The organism is Spongiactinospora sp. TRM90649, from assembly GCF_029382225.1.
Taxonomy (GTDB): Bacteria; Actinomycetota; Actinomycetes; order Streptosporangiales; family Streptosporangiaceae; genus Spongiactinospora.
Genome location: NZ_JARLTC010000034.1, coordinates 37,405 through 54,274, shown reverse-complemented (window position 1 = coordinate 54,274; position 16,870 = coordinate 37,405). Strand labels below are relative to the sequence as shown.

At 73.4% G+C, this 16,870-nt stretch carries 13 protein-coding genes; 3 read left to right on the top strand and 10 right to left on the bottom strand.

All coding sequences use genetic code 11. The features are described 5' to 3' along the window. Nucleotides 1-94: 94 nt before the first annotated feature. Entirely contained in the window at nt 95-1,330 is a 1,236-nt protein-coding gene (locus P3X83_RS33380) for a cytochrome P450 (RefSeq protein WP_277309308.1), read from the top strand. 103 nt (nt 1,331-1,433) lie between these two features. Here P3X83_RS33380 and P3X83_RS33375 read toward each other — a convergent pair whose 3' ends face one another. Beyond that, on the bottom strand, nt 1,434-2,069 hold the full coding sequence (locus tag P3X83_RS33375) for a hypothetical protein (RefSeq protein ID WP_277309307.1): 636 nt from the start codon (nt 2,067-2,069) through the stop codon (nt 1,434-1,436). A 526-nt stretch (nt 2,070-2,595) separates the two neighbouring features. On the opposite strand from P3X83_RS33375, the gene P3X83_RS33370 reads away from it, so the two are divergent. Then, nucleotides 2,596-3,471 (top strand): alpha/beta hydrolase, encoded by an 876-nt coding sequence (locus P3X83_RS33370; protein WP_277309306.1) that lies wholly within the window; start codon nt 2,596-2,598, stop codon nt 3,469-3,471. 15 nt (nt 3,472-3,486) lie between these two features. Here P3X83_RS33370 and P3X83_RS33365 read toward each other — a convergent pair whose 3' ends face one another. Then, nucleotides 3,487-3,810 carry a cupin domain-containing protein gene (locus tag P3X83_RS33365; RefSeq protein ID WP_277309304.1) on the bottom strand — a complete coding sequence of 108 codons (324 nt, stop codon included), beginning with the start codon at nt 3,808-3,810 and terminating at the stop codon, nt 3,487-3,489. A 71-nt stretch (nt 3,811-3,881) separates the two neighbouring features. Here P3X83_RS33365 and P3X83_RS33360 point away from each other — a divergent pair, with 71 nt between their 5' ends. After that, nucleotides 3,882-4,856, top strand: a complete 975-nt coding sequence (locus P3X83_RS33360; RefSeq protein WP_277309303.1) for a helix-turn-helix domain-containing protein — start codon at nt 3,882-3,884, stop codon at nt 4,854-4,856. A gap of 100 nt (nt 4,857-4,956) precedes the next feature. Here P3X83_RS33360 and P3X83_RS33355 read toward each other — a convergent pair whose 3' ends face one another. From P3X83_RS33355 to P3X83_RS33320, 8 genes are read right to left on the bottom strand one after another with little or no spacing between them, the layout of a single operon-like run. Then, nucleotides 4,957-5,961, bottom strand: coding sequence for a macro domain-containing protein (locus P3X83_RS33355; protein ID WP_277309301.1), 1,005 nt, complete (start codon nt 5,959-5,961; stop codon nt 4,957-4,959). Nucleotides 5,962-6,017: 56 nt separating this feature from the next. Then, a complete protein-coding gene (locus tag P3X83_RS33350; protein WP_277309300.1) occupies nt 6,018-6,674 on the bottom strand; it encodes an RES family NAD+ phosphorylase in 657 nt (218 codons plus the stop codon). Between the two features lie 3 nt (nt 6,675-6,677). Next, the gene (locus P3X83_RS33345) at nt 6,678-7,307 is read right to left on the bottom strand and encodes a hypothetical protein (protein WP_277309299.1); all 630 of its coding nucleotides are present in this window, start codon (nt 7,305-7,307) and stop codon (nt 6,678-6,680) included. A gap of 3 nt (nt 7,308-7,310) precedes the next feature. After that, on the bottom strand, nt 7,311-10,655 hold the full coding sequence (locus P3X83_RS33340; RefSeq protein ID WP_277309298.1) for a CHAT domain-containing protein: 3,345 nt from the start codon (nt 10,653-10,655) through the stop codon (nt 7,311-7,313). A 4-nt stretch (nt 10,656-10,659) separates the two neighbouring features. Continuing rightward, a complete protein-coding gene (locus P3X83_RS33335; protein ID WP_277309297.1) occupies nt 10,660-11,076 on the bottom strand; it encodes an FHA domain-containing protein in 417 nt (138 codons plus the stop codon). Next, on the bottom strand, nt 11,073-12,974 hold the full coding sequence (locus tag P3X83_RS33330) for an AAA family ATPase (RefSeq protein WP_277309296.1): 1,902 nt from the start codon (nt 12,972-12,974) through the stop codon (nt 11,073-11,075). The genes P3X83_RS33335 and P3X83_RS33330 overlap by 4 nt, the downstream gene beginning before the upstream one ends. Then, complete coding sequence (locus tag P3X83_RS33325) at nt 12,971-14,389, bottom strand: hypothetical protein (RefSeq protein WP_277309295.1); 1,419 nt, start codon at nt 14,387-14,389, stop codon at nt 12,971-12,973. The genes P3X83_RS33330 and P3X83_RS33325 overlap by 4 nt, the downstream gene beginning before the upstream one ends. Next, entirely contained in the window at nt 14,386-16,560 is a 2,175-nt protein-coding gene (locus P3X83_RS33320) for a protein kinase (RefSeq protein ID WP_277309294.1), read from the bottom strand. The genes P3X83_RS33325 and P3X83_RS33320 overlap by 4 nt, the downstream gene beginning before the upstream one ends. Nucleotides 16,561-16,870: the final 310 nt, after the last annotated feature.

Genomic DNA, 16,870 nt, shown 5'->3' with positions numbered 1-16,870 from the left:
CAGGGGTCGCGACCGCCGTCCACGGGAAGATCGACGAGTCGGGCCATCAGGTCCGGCCACCAGACCGCGCCGACGTGCGAACCGGGAGACCACCATGGACGGCTCCGCCGAATTCACCCCCGTCGTCATCGACCCCACCGGCCGCGACCTGCACGGCGAGGCCGAGCGCATCCGCGCGCAGGGCCCCGCCGCCCGCGTCGAACTGCCCGGCGGAGTGCCCGCCTGGGCGGTGAGCGGCCAGGCCCTGCTGCGCGACCTGCTCACCGACCCCCGCGTGTCAAAGGACGCCTACCAGCACTGGCCCGCCTGGCGGAACGGCGAGATCACCCCCGACTCGCCGCTGTTCGCGTGGGTCGCCGTGCGCAACATGTTCACCGCCTACGGCCCCGACCACCGGCGGCTGCGCGGGCTCGTCTCCAGCGCGTTCACCGCCCGCCGCACCGCCGAGTTACGCCCGCGCGTCGAGGTGATCGTCGCCGAACTGCTCGCCGGACTGGCGCGGGTACCGGCGGGCGAGGTCGTGGACCTGCGGGAGCACTACGCCTACCCGCTGCCGATCCGGGTGATCTGCGACCTGTTCGGCGTCGCCGACGAGGACACCCGTCAGGAGATCCGCCGCTGCGTGGACGCCTTCTTCCACACCTCGGTGGCCCCCCACGAGGTCGCCACCGCTCTGTCCCGCCTCCAGGCGATCCTGCGCGACCTCGTCACCGACAAGCGCCGGACCCCCGGCGACGACCTTTCGTCGGCCCTGATCGCCGTCCGCGACGAAGCCGAGTCTCCGCTGTCGGAGGACGAACTGGTCGACACGCTGGTGCTGTTCCTCAGCGCCGGCCACGAGACCACGGTCAACCTGCTGGACAACGCGATCCACGCGCTGCTGACCCACCCCGACCAGCTCGCCCTGGTCCGCGCGGGCGAGGCGACCTGGGAGAAAGTGGTGGAGGAGACCCTCCGCAGCCGGTCCCCGATCACGAACCTGCCGCTGCGCTACGCCGTCGAGGACATCGACACCGGCCACGGCGTCACCATCCGCGCCGGGGAGGCGATCCTCGCCTGCTACGGCGCGGCCGGTCGCGACCCCGACGTGCACGGCCCCGACGCCGCCGCCTTCGACCTCACCAGGCGGACCACCGACCACCTGGCCTTCGGCTACGGCGCGCACCACTGCCTGGGCGCCCCGCTGGCCCGCCTGGAGGCGCTGATCGCCCTGCCCGCCCTGTTCGCCGGTTTCCCGGCCATGACCCTGGCCACGCCCCCGGACGGCCCGCCTCCCCTGGAGTCCTTCATCGCCAACGGCCACAGCACCCTTCCGGTCAGACTTCGGTAGCCGAACAATCACCAAGAGTCACCGATCCGCCGTAGAATCCGGGCAGCGAAACGGCGGCGGAGGAATGCCGACAATGCTGCAACCGGACAACCCCCACGAAACGTCAGCCGCGTCGGCATCGGCCGCGGCGGAGGCCGCAGCGGAGGCCGCCCGTTCGCTGGCCGCCGCCCTCCGCCGCCACCGGGGCCTCATGCCGCTGCGGCGGCTGGCGTTGATCGCGCACATCCACCACAGCGCGCTCTGGCGGTTCGAGAAGGGCCTGCGCATCCCGCCCGCCGACACCACCGCCCGGCTCGACCGCGCGCTCCGGGCCGAAGGAGAGCTGATCCGCCGCCGCGAACTCGCGGTCGAACTGAAGATGCGCGCCGAGGAGAGCATCAATCCCGGCGATCCGGGCGATGATGAAGATATGGAGCGCCGCCGTCTCTTCCAGGCCGCCGCCGGTGTGGGGCTGAGCGCGATGGTCTTCGACGACCGCGAGCGGCTGCGCCGCGCGCACACCCGCGACATGGGCGACGACACCCGCAGCGTGGACGACTGGGAACGCACCTGCGAAGACCTGCGGCACATGTTGTGCACCCGCCCGGTCGTCAAGTCCGGCGCCGCCATCGGCGCCGAACTCGCCGCCCTGCAGCGGCAGCGGCAGCGCGTTCCCGCCGCCCGCCGTACCGACCTGCGCCGTATCCAGGCGGCGCTGTCCGCCCTCTACGCCAACGCCCTCGGCCGGGTGGGCGAGCACGAGGCCGCCATCCGCTGGTGGCGCACCGCCCGCCGCGCCGCCGACCTCTCGGGCGACTCCTACCTCGCGGTCGGCATCCGCGCCACCGAGGCCGGCTGCGGCATGTACGGCCAGCGCCCGGTGCCCGCCGTCCTCGACATGACCCGCGAGGCCCGCGCCCTGGCCAAGGACGCCCCCTCATGGGGCCTGGTCTTCGTCCTCTGCGCCCAGGCCCGCGCCGCCAGCGTGCTCAAACACCACGACGAGGCCATCGACGCACTCCGGCAGGCCGAGGCCCTGGTGGCGCCAACACCCTCGTCGCTCAGACCGGTTCTTTCCTGCTCCGCGCCGTTCCCCCGGCATACCGCACCGTCCCGGCCGCCGCCGACCTTCGCTCCCTGCTCGGCCTGCTCACTTGAGGCGTCTCGGCGACCTCCGCCGCGGAACGGAACCTGTGCCGAGATTTCCGACATTCGCCCTGTCGGAGCCGGTGCGGTGCCGGGGAACCTGATCAGCGGACGCATCCGGCCCGACCGAAGAAGGTGCCATGGTTTCCACAACCCGTACGGCCATCGCCGAGCGCCCCACCACGGTCGTGCGCCTGCCGGCGGGCCCGGTGGAGTATCGACTGGAAGGCGACGGTTCCAGAACGGTCCTGGTATTCCACGGCGGTCATATGCGGGCGGGGCTGGCGCTGGGCGAAGAGGTCTACGCCGACGCCGGTTTCACCGTCCTGGCGCCCTCACGCCCGGGTTACGGCCGCACGCCGCTGACCACCGGCACCTCGGCGACCGGCTTCGCCGACGTCGTCGCCGACCTGTGCCGGACCCTGGGCATCGAACGCCTCGCCGCCGCCGTGGGCATCTCGGCGGGCGGACGCACGGCACTGACCATGGCCGCCCGCCATCCGCAACTGGTCGAACGCGTCATCCTGCAGAGCGCGGTCGGCTTCCTGCCCTGGCCCGACCGGATGACCCGGCTGGGCGGCTCGGTGCTGTTCGACCCCCGGGTGGAGGCCGGCACCTGGACGGCCATGCGTGCACTGCTCCGGGCCGCGCCGTCCGTGGCGCTGCGCATGCTGCTCCGCGACCTGTCCGTCCTCCCGGCCGGTCACGTCCTGACGCGCCTGTCGGCCGCCGACCGGGCCACCCTGACCGGGCTGTTCGCGCTGATGCGTTCCGGCGGCGGCTTCGTCGCCGACATGCTCCCCGTACCGGACTGCGCCGCCCAGGTCGGCCAGCCCGCCCTGCTCATCGCCACCCGCAACGACCGCTCGGTGTCCTTCGCCCAGTCCGAGTCGCTGGCGGCGACGATGCCCAACGCCGAACTGCTGGACACCCAGGCCGACAGCCACATGATCTGGTTCGACCCCGGCTACCCGCGCGTCGCCGCCAAGATCCGCGACTTCCTCGGCAAGGACTGAGGCCGCTCCCATCAGTTATCGGGTGAGGATGCTGATTCCCAGCATGCGCGCGCCGATCTCCGTACGCGGACGATGCGTACTGCCCGGAGCGAACACGACATAGCTCCCGGGCCCGAGGCGATGCCCCCGGTCGATGAACTCACCCGAGATCACGTAGTAGCGTTCCTCGCCCTCGTGTACGTCCACCTCGGGCCATTCGGTCCCCGGGGCGAAGTCGTACATCCAGCCGCGCGCCCAGTCCGTGGCGGGCAGCCGCCGCCGGATGATCCCGGGCGCGACCTCGACCGCTTCGACCTCATCCACGTTCAGGATCTGGACGTCATGCGAATCTCGCGTCATGCCCCCATCGTCGCCGTGGGCACACCGCCCGGCCCAGCGTCTGGATTGACGCTTTCAGGTATTTTCCTGCCATGAGCCTCCACCGGGTGGTCGCCCTGGTCATGCCGCCGCAGTCCACGTTCGAGCTGGCCTGCGCCGCCGAGGCCTTCGGCGTCCGCCGCCCCGGCCTGCCCGCCCGCTACGACTTCCGGGTGTGCGCCGAGCGCCCCGGCGCCGTCCCGACCCTGGCCGGATACGACATGGCGGTCACCGAAGGCCTCACGGCGCTCCGCACCGCCGACACGGTGGTGATCCCCGGATGGGAACGTCGCGGCGAAGCCGCGCCACCCGCCGTGATCGACGCGATCCGGCAGGCCCACCGGCGCGGCGCCCGCGTCGTCGCGATCTGCTCGGGCGCCTTCCTGCTCGCCGAGGCCGGACTGCTGGACCACCGCCGGGCCACCACCCACTGGCGGCTCGCCGCCGAACTCGCGACCCGCTTCCCCGACGTCCACGTCGAACCCGACACGCTGTACATCGACCTGGGCGACATCGCCACCAGCGCCGGCACCGCCGCCGGCATCGACCTGTGCCTCCACCTGACCCGCGCCGACCACGGCGCCGCCTACGCCGCGCACATCGCCCGCCATATGGTCATGCCCCCGCACCGCGAGGGCGGCCAACTGCAGTACAGCACCGTGCCCACCACCGACCACCGCCCGGAATCACTCGCGCCGATCCTCGACTGGACCGCCGAACGGCTCCACGAACCCCTCACCATCGACGACCTCGCCGCCCAGGCCAAGCTCTCCCCCCGCACCCTCGCCCGCAGATTCGCCGACCAACTCGGCACCAGCCCCGGCCGCTGGCTACTCCACCAGCGCGTCCGAGCGGCCCAGGCCCTACTGGAGGAAACCGACCTCCCCGTGGAAACCATCGCGACCAAGGTCGGCCTATCCTCAGCCGCCAACCTCCGCCGCCGCTTCCACACCCTCCTCCACACCACCCCCGCCGCCTACCGCCGCTCCTTCACGACCAAGCTCCAGGTAGAGAACGCTGCTCGTTGAAGCAGTGGCGAATATGCAAGTCAGGTTGCCTAGCAGCACGCAGACGGGCGGAGAGACGGGCACGGGCGGGCTGTAGCAGGTCAGGCGCGCGGGAGATGTGTCAGTGGGCGGATTGGAGGCCGGTCAGGGCGGCGCGGGTGCCCTGGTCGCTGCGGGTGATCACGTGGATGTCGAACGGCTCGCCCAGGTACGGGGCCAGGGCGCTCCACAGGTAGTCGAAGGCCGTCCCCGCCTCCAGGCCGCCCCGGCCCGCGCCGAACAGTGGGAAGCAGATCGACCGCATCCCCTCATGTGCCGCGAGTCCGAAGACGTTCCGGACCGCGCGTACCACCGCGACCGGCTGGACGTCGTAGCGGTCGGCGCCCGGTCTGGGGACGACCGTGGCCGCGTGGTAGACGCGGCGGACGCCGTTCCCGGCGAGTTCGCCCGGGGAAGTGGGGACGACGGTGCCCGCGATGACGGTGCCGCCTTCCCTCCCGTGGGCGCGCATCCAGGCGCGCAGTTGCCGGGGCAGCACGTCGTCGACGACGTCCCCGGCCTCGTTCCGCACCGCGGCGGCGTTGCGGAGCGTCGCCGACAGCGAGGACTTGTAGGTCTTCGACATCTCCAGGTAGGTGTTCTCGGAGGAGACGATCACCTCGACGCCCCGCAGCGTCTCCACCGGCCGCCGGTGGAGGGTCACGGCGGTGCCGCCGACCGGGATGCGCCGGGTCGTGCCCAGTGGGAGGCCGGTCCCGGTGTAGCCGTAGCCGTCCACCAGCTTGATGATCTCGTGGGCGAGGTTCTTCAGGATCAGCTCTTCCTGGGACTTGCGGAAGGCGTCGGGGCTGACCCCGTACAGTTTGGCGGCCTGTTTGCGGCGTTCCTGGGCGGGCCAGTCGCGGGTGCCCGCGGCCAGTCCGAAGGTGTAGGCGGTGGCCTGGGCGAGGTTGCCGTCGAGTCCGGCGACGACGCGGTCGAGCAGGTCGTCGATGGGCAGGCCCGCCGCGTCGGCGGCGCCGGTCAGGGCGGGCAGTTCGTGGTCGCGCAGGCGCAGCAGGCCCGCGCGGCGCAGCACCCGGAGTTCCTCCGCGAGCGCGCGTGGGTCGAGGGGAGGCTCTGCCACCTGACCATGGTGACAGTCCACGAGCGGACGGACCTGTCAACGCGCGGGTTCGTATATCACTCGAAACCCATCGGCTCCGGCCGGTTCACCGACGCCCGGAACGGCCGGAGCAGTTCGTTCACCTCCAGGTGACCCTCGGGGCCGTCCAGATCGACGGCGGGCAGGTCGGCGGGTTCGAGACCGAACGCGCGGTCGCCGAACAGCACGACGCTGCGGCGTACCAGGTTGCGGCGCGTGGTCCAGATGATCCCGGCGGCGGCCGGGTCGACGCCGCGCAGCCAGCGCGCCCACTGCCGCGTGTATGCGAAGTCCTTCTCCGCGGAGTGGATCAGCCACTCGTCCTGGCACACCGCGCCGAGCCCGCCCCCGGAGATCAGGTTGACCAGCCGCAGCTCGCCGGTGACGCGTAGCGCGGTCAGCCGCCGTCCCCTGATCGTCTCGTACGGCAGGTACCGATGCCCCCGCCGTTCGAACGGCAGGCTGCGCAGCAGCACCTCGGTCAGCGCGGTCGTCTTGTCGAAGGCCACGTAGAGCGACGGGTAGGGGTCCTCCTCGGTGCAGTCGAACCGTCCCGTGGACAGTTCGACCCTGGCCGGTTTGAACGATCCCGGGGCCCGGGTGGCGCTGTGGACGCGCCACAGCACCGTGTCGGGCGAGAGGAGCATCCCGTGCGGAGCCCCGTCGTAGTCCAGCGGCGGAAGTTCACGCCCCACCTCTCACTCCTCCCCTCGTACGGCACGCGCCGCCGCGACCAGTTCCCCGTCCGGCACGGTGCCGACGAGCCCGGCCGGCACCGCGTCGAGCCAGCTGTTGCCGCACATCCACCAGTCGGCGACCCCCCATGGGTCGGTGTCGGCGCGCAGCAGTTCGTTGATGACCAGGACCACCGCCGGTACCTCGCCCCGCTCCCCGAACTGGAAGGCGGGCAGGCGGTGCCCGCCGCCGGGCAGCGGCAGCCGCAGCAGGCCGGTGCGTTCGGGGTCGCCGCCGAGGTCGCGCACCTCCTGTGGGGTGTAGCCGGGTTCGGCGAGCAGGTCGAGTTCGGCCAGCCGCATGGCCCGGCGGGCGGCGGTCTCGGCGAGCAGCCCGGCCGCGGTGTCCCGGTCCTCGTCGGCGGGGGCGACGGAGCGCTCTCCTTCGCGGATGGCCTGCCGCACGGGGTGGTCGGCGGGCAGCGACTCGCGCAGCAGGCGGATCAGTTTGAGGCGGAGCCGCAACCTGGCCGAGCGTTCGTGAACGCCCGCGAGTTCGGCGGCGAGGTCGTCGAGTTCGGCCGAGCGTTCCGGGCCGACGGCGGCGTGGATGCCGTCCCAGTGGTCGGCGGCGGCTTTCAGTACGGGGTCCACGGTTCACATCCCCTGGTGGGTGAAGGCGGCCCAGGCTCGGATGTCCGCGAGGCCGGCGTCGGCGGCGGACAGGTCCTCGCGCAGGGCGTCGGGCATGGTGGCGGGGTAGACGCGGGCGGGGTCCAGCATCCAGAGCTGGGCGAGCCGCAGCGCGTCGGCGGGCCGTTCGGTGCGCAGGTGGTGGTGGAACATGAAGGTCAGCCCGGCGGCGCGCAGGTCGCCGACCCGCCATCGGCTGCCGACGACGGTGGCGGCTCCTGCGGCGAGGAAGGCGGTGGCGAGGGTCAGCGCCTCATCGTGCGCGCCGGGTGTGCGGTCGGTCTCGCAGGCGGACAGCACGACCAGGCCGCCCGCAGCGCCGGGGTCGCGGCCGAGCGCCTGCCGCAGGATCCTGCCGATGGCCAGATCGGAGTGCCCGCCGCCGTCGAACTCCCCGGCGAGTTCCAGTGCCAGTTCAAGGGCGGAGCGCTCGGGGGTGGCGCCGGTCCTGGCGTGGCAGGCCAGGTGCAGCAGCGACGCCCCGCGCCGGTCGCGGGTGGGCAGGTGGCCGAGCACCTCGCCGGGCGTGCCCGGCCCGGCGGCGAACGGCTGTTCCGGCCCGTAGACGGTGGCCATCGGGTAGAAGGCGGCGTGCAGCGCCTGCACCTCGGGGTCGGCCATGCTCAGCGTGAGCGTCGGGTTGGCGATCATGACGACGTCGGCGTCCAGCGGACGGCCCGGCCGCCGCGCGACCTCGGCGAGCTGCCTGCCGGAGGCGATGAACGAGATCACCGCGTCCTGGCAGGCGTATCGCCCGTCGAGCCGGGCCGCGTGCCAGGGGATCCGCCCGACCGCCTCCATCGGCACGAGCACCAGCCTGGGCGGCCGGTCGCCCGCCCAGGCGCGGGCCGCGCGCAGCAGCGGGGCGAGCACGGTCCGCCCGGCCCACTCGCAGAGCCCGTCCAGGTCGGCGGGGTCGATGCCGGTGCCGGGGTCGTCGCCTTCGGGCTCCACCAGGTGGAACGTCCCGTCGGCGCGGAGCGCGAGCACGGTCTCGACCAGCCGGTCGCCGCCCGGCACCAGGTAGACCAGGGCGTCCATGCCCGCCCGTTTAACCGCCTGGGCGATGGCCGCCGACGACGGTTCGGGCAGCGCCCGGCGTCCGGCTCGGTCGAGCGCGACGAGCACGCGGTGCCGCAGGTCGCTGGGGATCATGACGCCCGCCTGCGTGTAGATCAGGGCGTCCACCATCTCCTCGTACGGCCGGTCGCGCAGGGTCCGCCAGGCCGTCGTCTGGAATCCGCCCGCGGTGTGCCGCCACTGCGCGGCCAGGTCGTCGTGCCCGGCGTCGCGCAGCAGGTCGGGGACGCCCGCGGCGGCGGTGGCGGCGTTGAGCACCAGGCCCCGGCCGCGTTCGAGGGCGGTCAGCGTCCCTTCGTGGTCGCCGCGGGCGAGGCACCATCCGGCGACCCGGCGGGCGAACTCGGCGGCGCCGCCCGCGACGGCCAGGCCGTACTCGACGTCGGTCTGCATGAGCACGTCCTGTTCCAGGGCGGCGAGCGCGGCGAGACCGGATCCGACGGCCCGGTCCCGGTCGCCGGGGCCGTCGCGCCGCATGAGCGCCTCGGCGAGGTCGCGGTGCAGCGCGGCGGTGACGGGGTGCGTCCCGTCGTCCCCCAGCAGGCCCACTGCCCGGCTCAGGTACTCCACGCCCTCGCCGAGGTACCGCTCGGTCCCGGTTTCGCGGTACTGGGTGAGCAGCAGGCCGCCCATGGTGTGCAGCATCCGGATCTGGTCGCCGGGCAGCGCGATGCCGTCGTCCTCGGTGGCCTCGCGTACCATCTCCAGTCCGCGTTCCACCTGGCCGATGTCCTCGGCGACGGTTCCGGCCACCATCATGCCCATGCCGCCCATGGCGCGCAGTTTGAGGCCGAGGCCGAAGACCGTCGTCTCGATCTCGGCGGCCTCGATGGCCAGGCGCGCGCCCTCCTTGATCTGCTCAAGGTCGCCGTCGCGCATGCCGCGCCGGAGCAGGGCGGCGCCGAGCCCGGAGGTGACCATGGCGCGCAGCGGGTAGCCGCCGGGGATCCGCTCCAGGAGATCGGTCAGCTCGGTGACCGCCTGGTCGAGGATCTCCGGCCCGTCGTTGAGGTCGCCGCGGACGGCCCGCAGCAGCCCGGAGACCGCCCGCATGATCAGCAGGTCGAGCCCCCCGGACGGCGTGCCCTCGGCGATCTCCCGCATGTGCTCCCTGGCGACCTTGAGGTAGACGTCCGCGGCCTCGGCGTCCTCCATCCCGCCCCGCCGCAGCCATTCGCCGCTGAGGCTGGCGCCGAGCATGGCGAGCGTGGCGGGCCACATCGCGTCGTCGGGTGTGACGCCGCTCATGGCGCGGGCGAGCGCGTCCACGGCCTTGCCGTAGCGCTCCTCGTCGCCGTCCCGGTAGGCGAGCAGGAGCCGGGCGACGCCGTTCATGAACCAGTCGCCGGCGACCTCGCCGGGTTCGCCGTCGGGCAGGGCCGCGACCTGCTCGGCGAGCCGCCAGCCCTCCTCACCCTTGTCCAGGCCGGGGGTGAGGGCGGAGTTCATGATGGTCAGTCCGGCGTTCCTGCGCAGCGCGTGCGACCAGAGAGGATGGTCGCGGTGCGGGATCATCTCGCGCCAGGCGCGGGACATCAGGTCGCCCGCGACGCTCAGCCCCTGTTCAATCTCGGTGAGGTCGGACCTGCGGGTTATCCCGACCGCCAGTTCGGCCAGCAGCATGGGGCGGAGCAGGTGGGCCTCGCCGAGCGCGTCGGCGGCCCGCTCGGCCTCGCGGACGGCCACGTCGGCGGGTTCACCGGCCGCGAGCGCCTCGGATGCCTTGGACCAGGCCAGGATGGCCTGCATCTCGGCCTGTCCGGGGCCGGGCTCGACGTCGCCGAGCGCGCGTTCCAGCAGGCCGCCGAGCGAGCCGATGTTGAGGTCGGCGGCGGCGTCGAGCAGTCCGGATGCCCCGGAGAGCAGCGCGGCGGTGCTGCGCACGTTCGGCGGGATCTCGGCGGACTCGGAGATGCGGCCCAGCAGGGTCCGCGCCCGGTCCAGGTCGGCGATGATCTCGGAGTCGGTCAGGTCCGCGAGCGGCGGCGGGCTGGCGAACACCCCGGCCACGGTGGTCTGAGGGCCGAGCGGCACCTGCACGACGCGCAGCATGAGCATCAGCCCGAGCAGGCATTCGGCGGCCGAGACCCGCTGCGGCGACAAACCACCGGCGGCGAGGACCTCCTCCAGGACGGCGATCAGCCGTTCGCGTTCCTCGGGGGCGCCGCCCTCGGTGACGAACCGGCGGCCGAGTTCCAGTTGCTCGTTGAGCCGTTCTTCTGGGGTCATCGGCTCATTCCCCGGGATCGATGGTGATCTGCGCGGAGAGCTGGGACGACAGCCGCAGCAGCGAGCCGTTGGGCAGCGGCGCGGAGCGTCCGGGCTCGACGCGGTGGCCGTCCAGGTAGGTGCCGTTGGCGGTGCCCTCCTCGGGGAGGATCCAGGCGGTGCCGTTGGCGCGCAGGCCGACGGTGGCGTGGCGGCGCGAGACGCGCGGGAAGGCGCTCAGCCATCCGGCCCGCTCAGACCAGTCGGGGTCGCGGCCGAGGCGCACCTCCTCGCCCGCCGGGACCTCGACCACCGTCCCGTCGTGGAAGGCCAGCCGCAGCGTCCCGGACGGCGCGGCGGCGAGCGGGGCGAAGTGGGTCGGGCACAGTTCGATCGTGTGGTCGTCGGTGACGAAGCCGCAGAAGGCGCATCTCCGGGTCATCGGACCTCCAGGGAGACGGTTCCCGCGCCGTCCTGCCGGACGGCGGTGACGTGAACGGTCGCGCCGGACGGCGTGCCGGCGTCGAACAGCACCCGGGCGAGCGGGTTGACGAAGCGGGTCTCCAGCGCCATGCCGATCCCGCGCCCGCCGTTGACCAGGCTGTCCGGGGCGACGCACCACTCGCGCAGCCGTTCCCGGACGGCGGGCGCCACCCCCACCGTGATCTGCTGCGCGTCGTGCACCCGCCGCACGATGTTCCCGAGGGTCAGGTCGAAGATCTCCCCCGCCGTGGCCTCATCGATGTAGCGGAACACCACGATGTTGTCGCCGAACCGGTTGAGCAGTTCGGGACGGCCCAGCTCCATGGTGAAGTGGTCGGCGACCGCCCGGCGGACCTTGCGGGCCAGCTCCGGGTACGGGTCCGTGCGGGCGGCGCTCTCGATCTTGCGACGGCCGTGCGGGTCGGCGGGGTCGGTGACCATGATCCCGAGGTTGGAGGTGAAGACGAGCACGCACTCGGAGAAGTAGGTGGTGACGCCCTGGCCGTCGGTGAGCCTGCCGTCCTCCAGGATCTGCAGGAACTTGTCGAGGATCTTGGGGTGGGCCTTCTCGATCTCGTCGAACAGCACCACCTGGAAGGGGTTGCGGCGGATCGCCCCGGTCAGCTCGCCGCCCTCCTCATATCCGACATATCCGGGCGGTGCGCCGATCAGCCGGTCCGCCGCCTGCTCGGCGGAGAACTCGCTCATGTCGAACCGCACCAGCTTGGCCGACGCCCCGAACAGGACCGCGCTGATCGCCTTGGCCAGCTCGGTCTTGCCCACCCCGGTCGGCCCGGCGAAGAACAGCACGCCGCGCGGGCGGGTGGCCGACGAGGTCGCCTGCGCGCCGGACAGGCCGAGCGCGGCCCGCTTGAGGATGTCCATGGTCTTGGTGATGGCCTCCGGCTGGCCCTTCACCCGGTCGGCCACCGCGCGCTCGCCGTCCTTGATCCGCTTGCGCACGTGGTCGCTCTGCCAGGGGTTGTTCTCGATGCCGAACTTGTAGACCCGTACGGCGTGCGGCAGCCCGGTGAAGTCCACGCCCCGGTCGGCGGCCAGTACGCCCACCTCGTGCATGGCCCGCAGCGTCATGCCGTCGGTCTGGTCGGCGAAGTGCCTCACCACCTCCTCGGCCTGCGGCGCGCCCGGACCGAGCCCGAGGCGGCCCGCCTCCAGCTCGGCGGCGGCGGTGCGCAGTTCCAGGTCGGGCAGCGGGATCCCGATCGGCCGGATCCGCTCGTTGCCCTTCACCATGCCGGTCGGCAGGTCCCGCTCCCCCTCCACCAGCCAGATCACCGGGTTGAACAGCCGCTCCGGCCGTTCGGGCGGGCCCGCGATCGGCTCGGCGACCTGGGAGAGCTTCTCCGCGAACCGGAACAGCACCCGCTCCTCCTCGCGCATCTGCGAGGCGCTGACCGCGATCCGGGAGGCGTAGTCGATGACGAACGCGGCCCGGCGCCGCGCCCCGCCGCCGGCCACCGCCGTGAGCACCGGCTCCAGTTCCTTCAGGGTGTGCGGGTGGTCCCACCTGATCCCCGGCAGCAGCTCCTCGGCCGCCTTGCGGACGGTCTCCGGGTTCGCCCCGAACGCGGGAGCGGTCAGCAGCCGGTCCACCGGGTCGTAGACGACCAGGCAGTCGTAGCCGTGGGCGCGCAGCGTGACCCACAGCGACGGCACCAACGGCAGCAGCCCCGGGCGGGCGGCCCCCTCGGGGGTGACCAGGAACCGGTCCCTGATGTTCCCGTAAAGAATGAACTGGGAGTGGACCGGCAACGTGGCGCACAGCTCCCGCAGGAAATGCGGCATCACAGGCATCTCAGGAGACGGCACCTGGGGTGCCTCGACACGGACCGTCACGGCATCCTCCTGGCCTTCGGCCGCTCGGCGGCGGGCGCCGACTCCTCTTCCGGCACGCCGAAGGGCTCGGCGGTGGGTTCGGCGACGGGCTCCAGGTTGACGTCCACGCCGACCAGGGCCTGCTCCATCTCCGCGCACAGCGCGCGCCACGCCTGGATGTGCTCGGGATCGGAGGACACCGCGCCGGAGGTCGTGCGCAGCTTGGCCGACATGGTGAGCCGGTCGTCCAGCTCCAGATGGACGGCATGCCCGCGCCAGTCCCGGTGCCCCGCCCGCAGATCGCCGGACGCGGTGACGTCCACGTCCAGGCCCAGCTCGGTGAGCGCGGACGCCACCGCCTCCATCGCGTAACGCCGCTCGCGCTCCCTGGTCTGCGCGGCGAGCGCGGCCTCCGCCTCCCCGGCGAGCCGGTCGTCCATCCGGGCGTTCCCGGCGCGGACCGCGCGCAGGCGGGCCACCAGGTGGTCGGGGCCGCCGTCCGGCGCGTCCAGCGCGGTCAGGTAGGCCGCCGCCACGTGCGCCTCCGCGACCGCCCGGTTCGCCTGCTCGACCCGGTCGTGCAGCTCGATCAGCCAGGTGGTGGCCTCCCCCTGCCTCACCCTGACCTGGGCGGCGGTCCACATGACGCGGGCGACGTCGCGGGCGCTCGCCTCCGGCGCCAGCAGGCTCAGCTCGGCGGCGATCTCGTCCTCGGCGCTTCCCCGAACCCGGGCCGGCGCCGGGGCGACCGTCTCTTCCAGTTCCTCAGGGGCCTCCAGCCACTCCTGCGGCACGTCCGTCCCCTGCGGCAGCAGGGCCAAGGCCGCGCGGCGGCGGAGCCTGGCGACCTCGGGGACGGCCGCCGCCAGCGCCCGGTCGGCGTCCTGGCACCAGGCCAGCAGGTCCGCGACGGTCTTGCCGTCCACCCGGCAGGGCGGCGGCAGGTCCGGCGGCGTCACGTCGTCCGGCAGCGAGGCCCGCAGGGTGGCGATCCGCGCGTTTCGGCGGGTCACCTCGGCCACCGCGTCCCGCCACAGCTCGTCGGCCTGCGACCAGTCGAGCATCCGGTCCCGGTCGCGGGCGGTCTGCTCGGCCAGTTCGGCGAGGCGGTCCACGCCGGCCCCGGCCAGGCGGGCGGCGGCATAGGTGACGAGCAGGGCGGCGGCGCCGACCGCGATTGGCGCGGCGACCGTTGCGGCCACGCTGATGCCGGAGTGGGCGCCGAGCGCGCCCGCCGTCCCGGCGGCGGTCTGGACGCCCGCCACGCCCATGGCGTTGGACGCGGCGGTGGCGCTCAGCGTCGCCATGTGGCTCGCGTGCGCGGCGGCCTGCGCCGCCGCTTGGGCCGCCGCCTGGGCGGCGGCGCCCGCCGCCGACGACGAGGTGGCCGCCACCATGCTCCCCAGGGACAGGAACCCCAGCTTGGCCCCACTCATGATCCGCTCCTCACGTGTTCGACGGCGGTCAAGCCCGCCGGGTCGGGTGACTCCGGCCGGGCCCGCCACCGGCGTGCCCGGAGCACCAGCCAGACCAGGTGCGCCACGATCGCCGCCACCGGCAGGACGACCGGCAGCAGCGACAGCGCCAGCCCGAGCAGTCCGGCCACCACGACGATCACCAGCAGCGACAGCCAGCGCCGCCCGCGCAACGGCCGTACGGCCCGGCCGCCCGCGGTGATCATGGTCGCCGCCAGCGAATGCCTCGGGTGGTACCGGCGGCCCAGCCAGGCGGCGAACGGGATCTCGGTGACCGCCATGATCAGCACGCACAGCGCCGCCCACAGCCAGGAGTGGCCGACGACCGCCGCCGGGGCGATGTCGATCAGGTCGCTGACCGTCAGCGCCACCACCCACAGCACCGCCGGGACGGCCACCGCCAGCGCCGCCCAGCCCAGCGCGGTGGATCGCTGGGTCCGGTCCAGCCACTCGCGCAGCGCCGCCCGCCGCCGCGCGTCGAGGTACTGCCGCCACACCTCGTGCCGCTCCAGCGCGTAGTCGATCGCCGCCGGGCCGAGCAGCGCCGCCGCGAGCAGGCTCACCTCGTCGTCGTCGGCGGCGGCGATCGCGTCGAACCAGGGCGGCGACACCCGCATCTCGGCCAGTGTGCGGCGCGTGGCCGCGACGGTCCGGCGCAGCTCGGCGGCCCGGCCCCGCGCGCAGGCCAGCAGCAGCAGTTCGGCCAGCACGACCGGGTGGTCCAGCTCGTTCATCGGCGCGCCCGCCGCCCGCAGGGTCGCGGCCACCTCGCGCCAACGCCGCCCGTGGTCCCGCCAGGCGTCGTCGAAACCGGCCAGGCCCGCGCCGCCCTCCGCCTGGTCGAGCACCTTGAGCAGGCGGTAGCGCCACAGGTCGCCGACGAGCCGGGTGGGCACGCCGAAGTGGTCGGCGGCGCGCCTGGCGATGGCGGGCAGGCTCTCCGGCGTCACCAGCACCGCGAGGTAACGGGGCGGGCTGCCGGGGCTCAGCGCCCGGATCAGGTGGAGCTGCCGCACGTCGAGCGAGTCGTGGTGGCGGCGCAGCGGGGTCTGGTCGATGTGCGGGAAGCGGTCCAGCCAGGCGGGCAGGGCCCTCCAGTTGGCCTCGGCCCAGGTGATGCCGGCCGTCCAGTCGCGGGAGAGCGCCACGGCGAGGTCGCGCGGCGTGCCGTAGGCGACGCCACCGAACGGCGGCGCGCCGGGGACGGCCTCCTCGGTGGTCTCGGGCTCGACGGGCGGCGGGTCGCCGTCCAGCCAGGCCCGCACCTGGCGGTGCCGCCAGCGGCGGTCCGGGTCGCGGCGCAGCAGCCCCTGGCACAGCAGCCGCAGGTCTGCGGGCTCGACCGCGCTCACGTCGATCGGGTGCGCGATCACGTGCGCGCTGTAGGCGGCGTCGCCGACCGGCAGCGGGTGATGCCCGAGCGCCAGTTCGGCGATGGTGACGCCGAACGACCAGTAGTCGTCGTCGGTGGACACCAGCCGCGCCACCGCCTGCGGAGACATGTAGCAGAGCGTGCCCGCGCCGCTCATCGTGCGGCGCACGGCGCCCGGACGATCCGCACGCGCGGCGGCCTCGGCGGCCCCGCCCCTGGCGATGCCGAAGTCGGTGAGCCCGATCACCAGCGGGTCCCGTTCGTGCACCAGGATGTTGTCCGGCTTGATGTCGCGGTGCTTGACGCCGCCCGCGTGCAGCTCGGCCAGCGCCCGCGCGCACTGCTCGACGACCACCCGGATCAGCGGGTACGGCAGGCGCCCGCCGTACTCGGCCATCAGGTCGCGCAGGCTGCCCCCCGACAGGTACTCGCTCACCTCGTACGGCGGGTCCTCGTCCGGCGCCGCCTCGATCGGCTTGACCACGTAGGGGCTGGTGATCTCACGCAGCGCCGCGTAGACCTCCGCGCGGTCCTTCGACCGCGACCGGTAGACCTTGATCACGACGGTTCGGCCGTCGCCGCCGCGCTCCTCGGCCAGGTAGAGGCGCGCCTCCCCGGACTCCGCGAACGGCCGGGGCGGGCCGAACCGCCCGGCGAGCGCGGGCGGCAGCGGTTCGGTGGCGAGACCGCCCGGCTCGTCCGCCACGGTGGGCGGCGGCGGTGGCGGATCGGGCACGGTGGGTGGCACTGGTCGGCTCACGTCCCCGATTGTCAGGGGGCCGCCCGCCGGTACGCACGACCCGGAATTTAGCCGCCCCGTCATAAATCACGGCGTGCGACGGAACCTCGCCGATAGGCATTCTTGAGCGTGTGGCGGTGTTCACCGCACACGTTTTCGGCCTACGGACCGCACAAATGCAGGCAGGCAGGGAATGGCCACAAGTGACTCTGTCCGGAGCGATGTCCGACGCGCGAGCCTCTCGATTCTCCAGCGCCTTTCCGCCTTCGTGAACGGGCGCGCGGACGGCTGGCGGAGGATACCCTCCGTCACCGCCACCGCCGGAGGCGTC

Bases quoted from the DNA above. Each gene is read 5' to 3' on its own strand.
- P3X83_RS33335 (WP_277309297.1), bottom strand. From the start codon at position 11,076: ATGACCCGGAGATGCGCCTTCTGCGGCTTCGTCACCGACGACCACACG.
- P3X83_RS33380 (WP_277309308.1), top strand. From the start codon at position 95: ATGGACGGCTCCGCCGAATTCACCCCCGTCGTCATCGACCCCACCGGC.
- P3X83_RS33325 (WP_277309295.1), bottom strand. From the start codon at position 14,389: ATGAGTGGGGCCAAGCTGGGGTTCCTGTCCCTGGGGAGCATGGTGGCG.
- P3X83_RS33370 (WP_277309306.1), top strand. From the start codon at position 2,596: ATGGTTTCCACAACCCGTACGGCCATCGCCGAGCGCCCCACCACGGTC.
- P3X83_RS33365 (WP_277309304.1), bottom strand. From the start codon at position 3,810: ATGACGCGAGATTCGCATGACGTCCAGATCCTGAACGTGGATGAGGTC.
- P3X83_RS33340 (WP_277309298.1), bottom strand. From the start codon at position 10,655: ATGACCCCAGAAGAACGGCTCAACGAGCAACTGGAACTCGGCCGCCGG.
- P3X83_RS33360 (WP_277309303.1), top strand. From the start codon at position 3,882: ATGAGCCTCCACCGGGTGGTCGCCCTGGTCATGCCGCCGCAGTCCACG.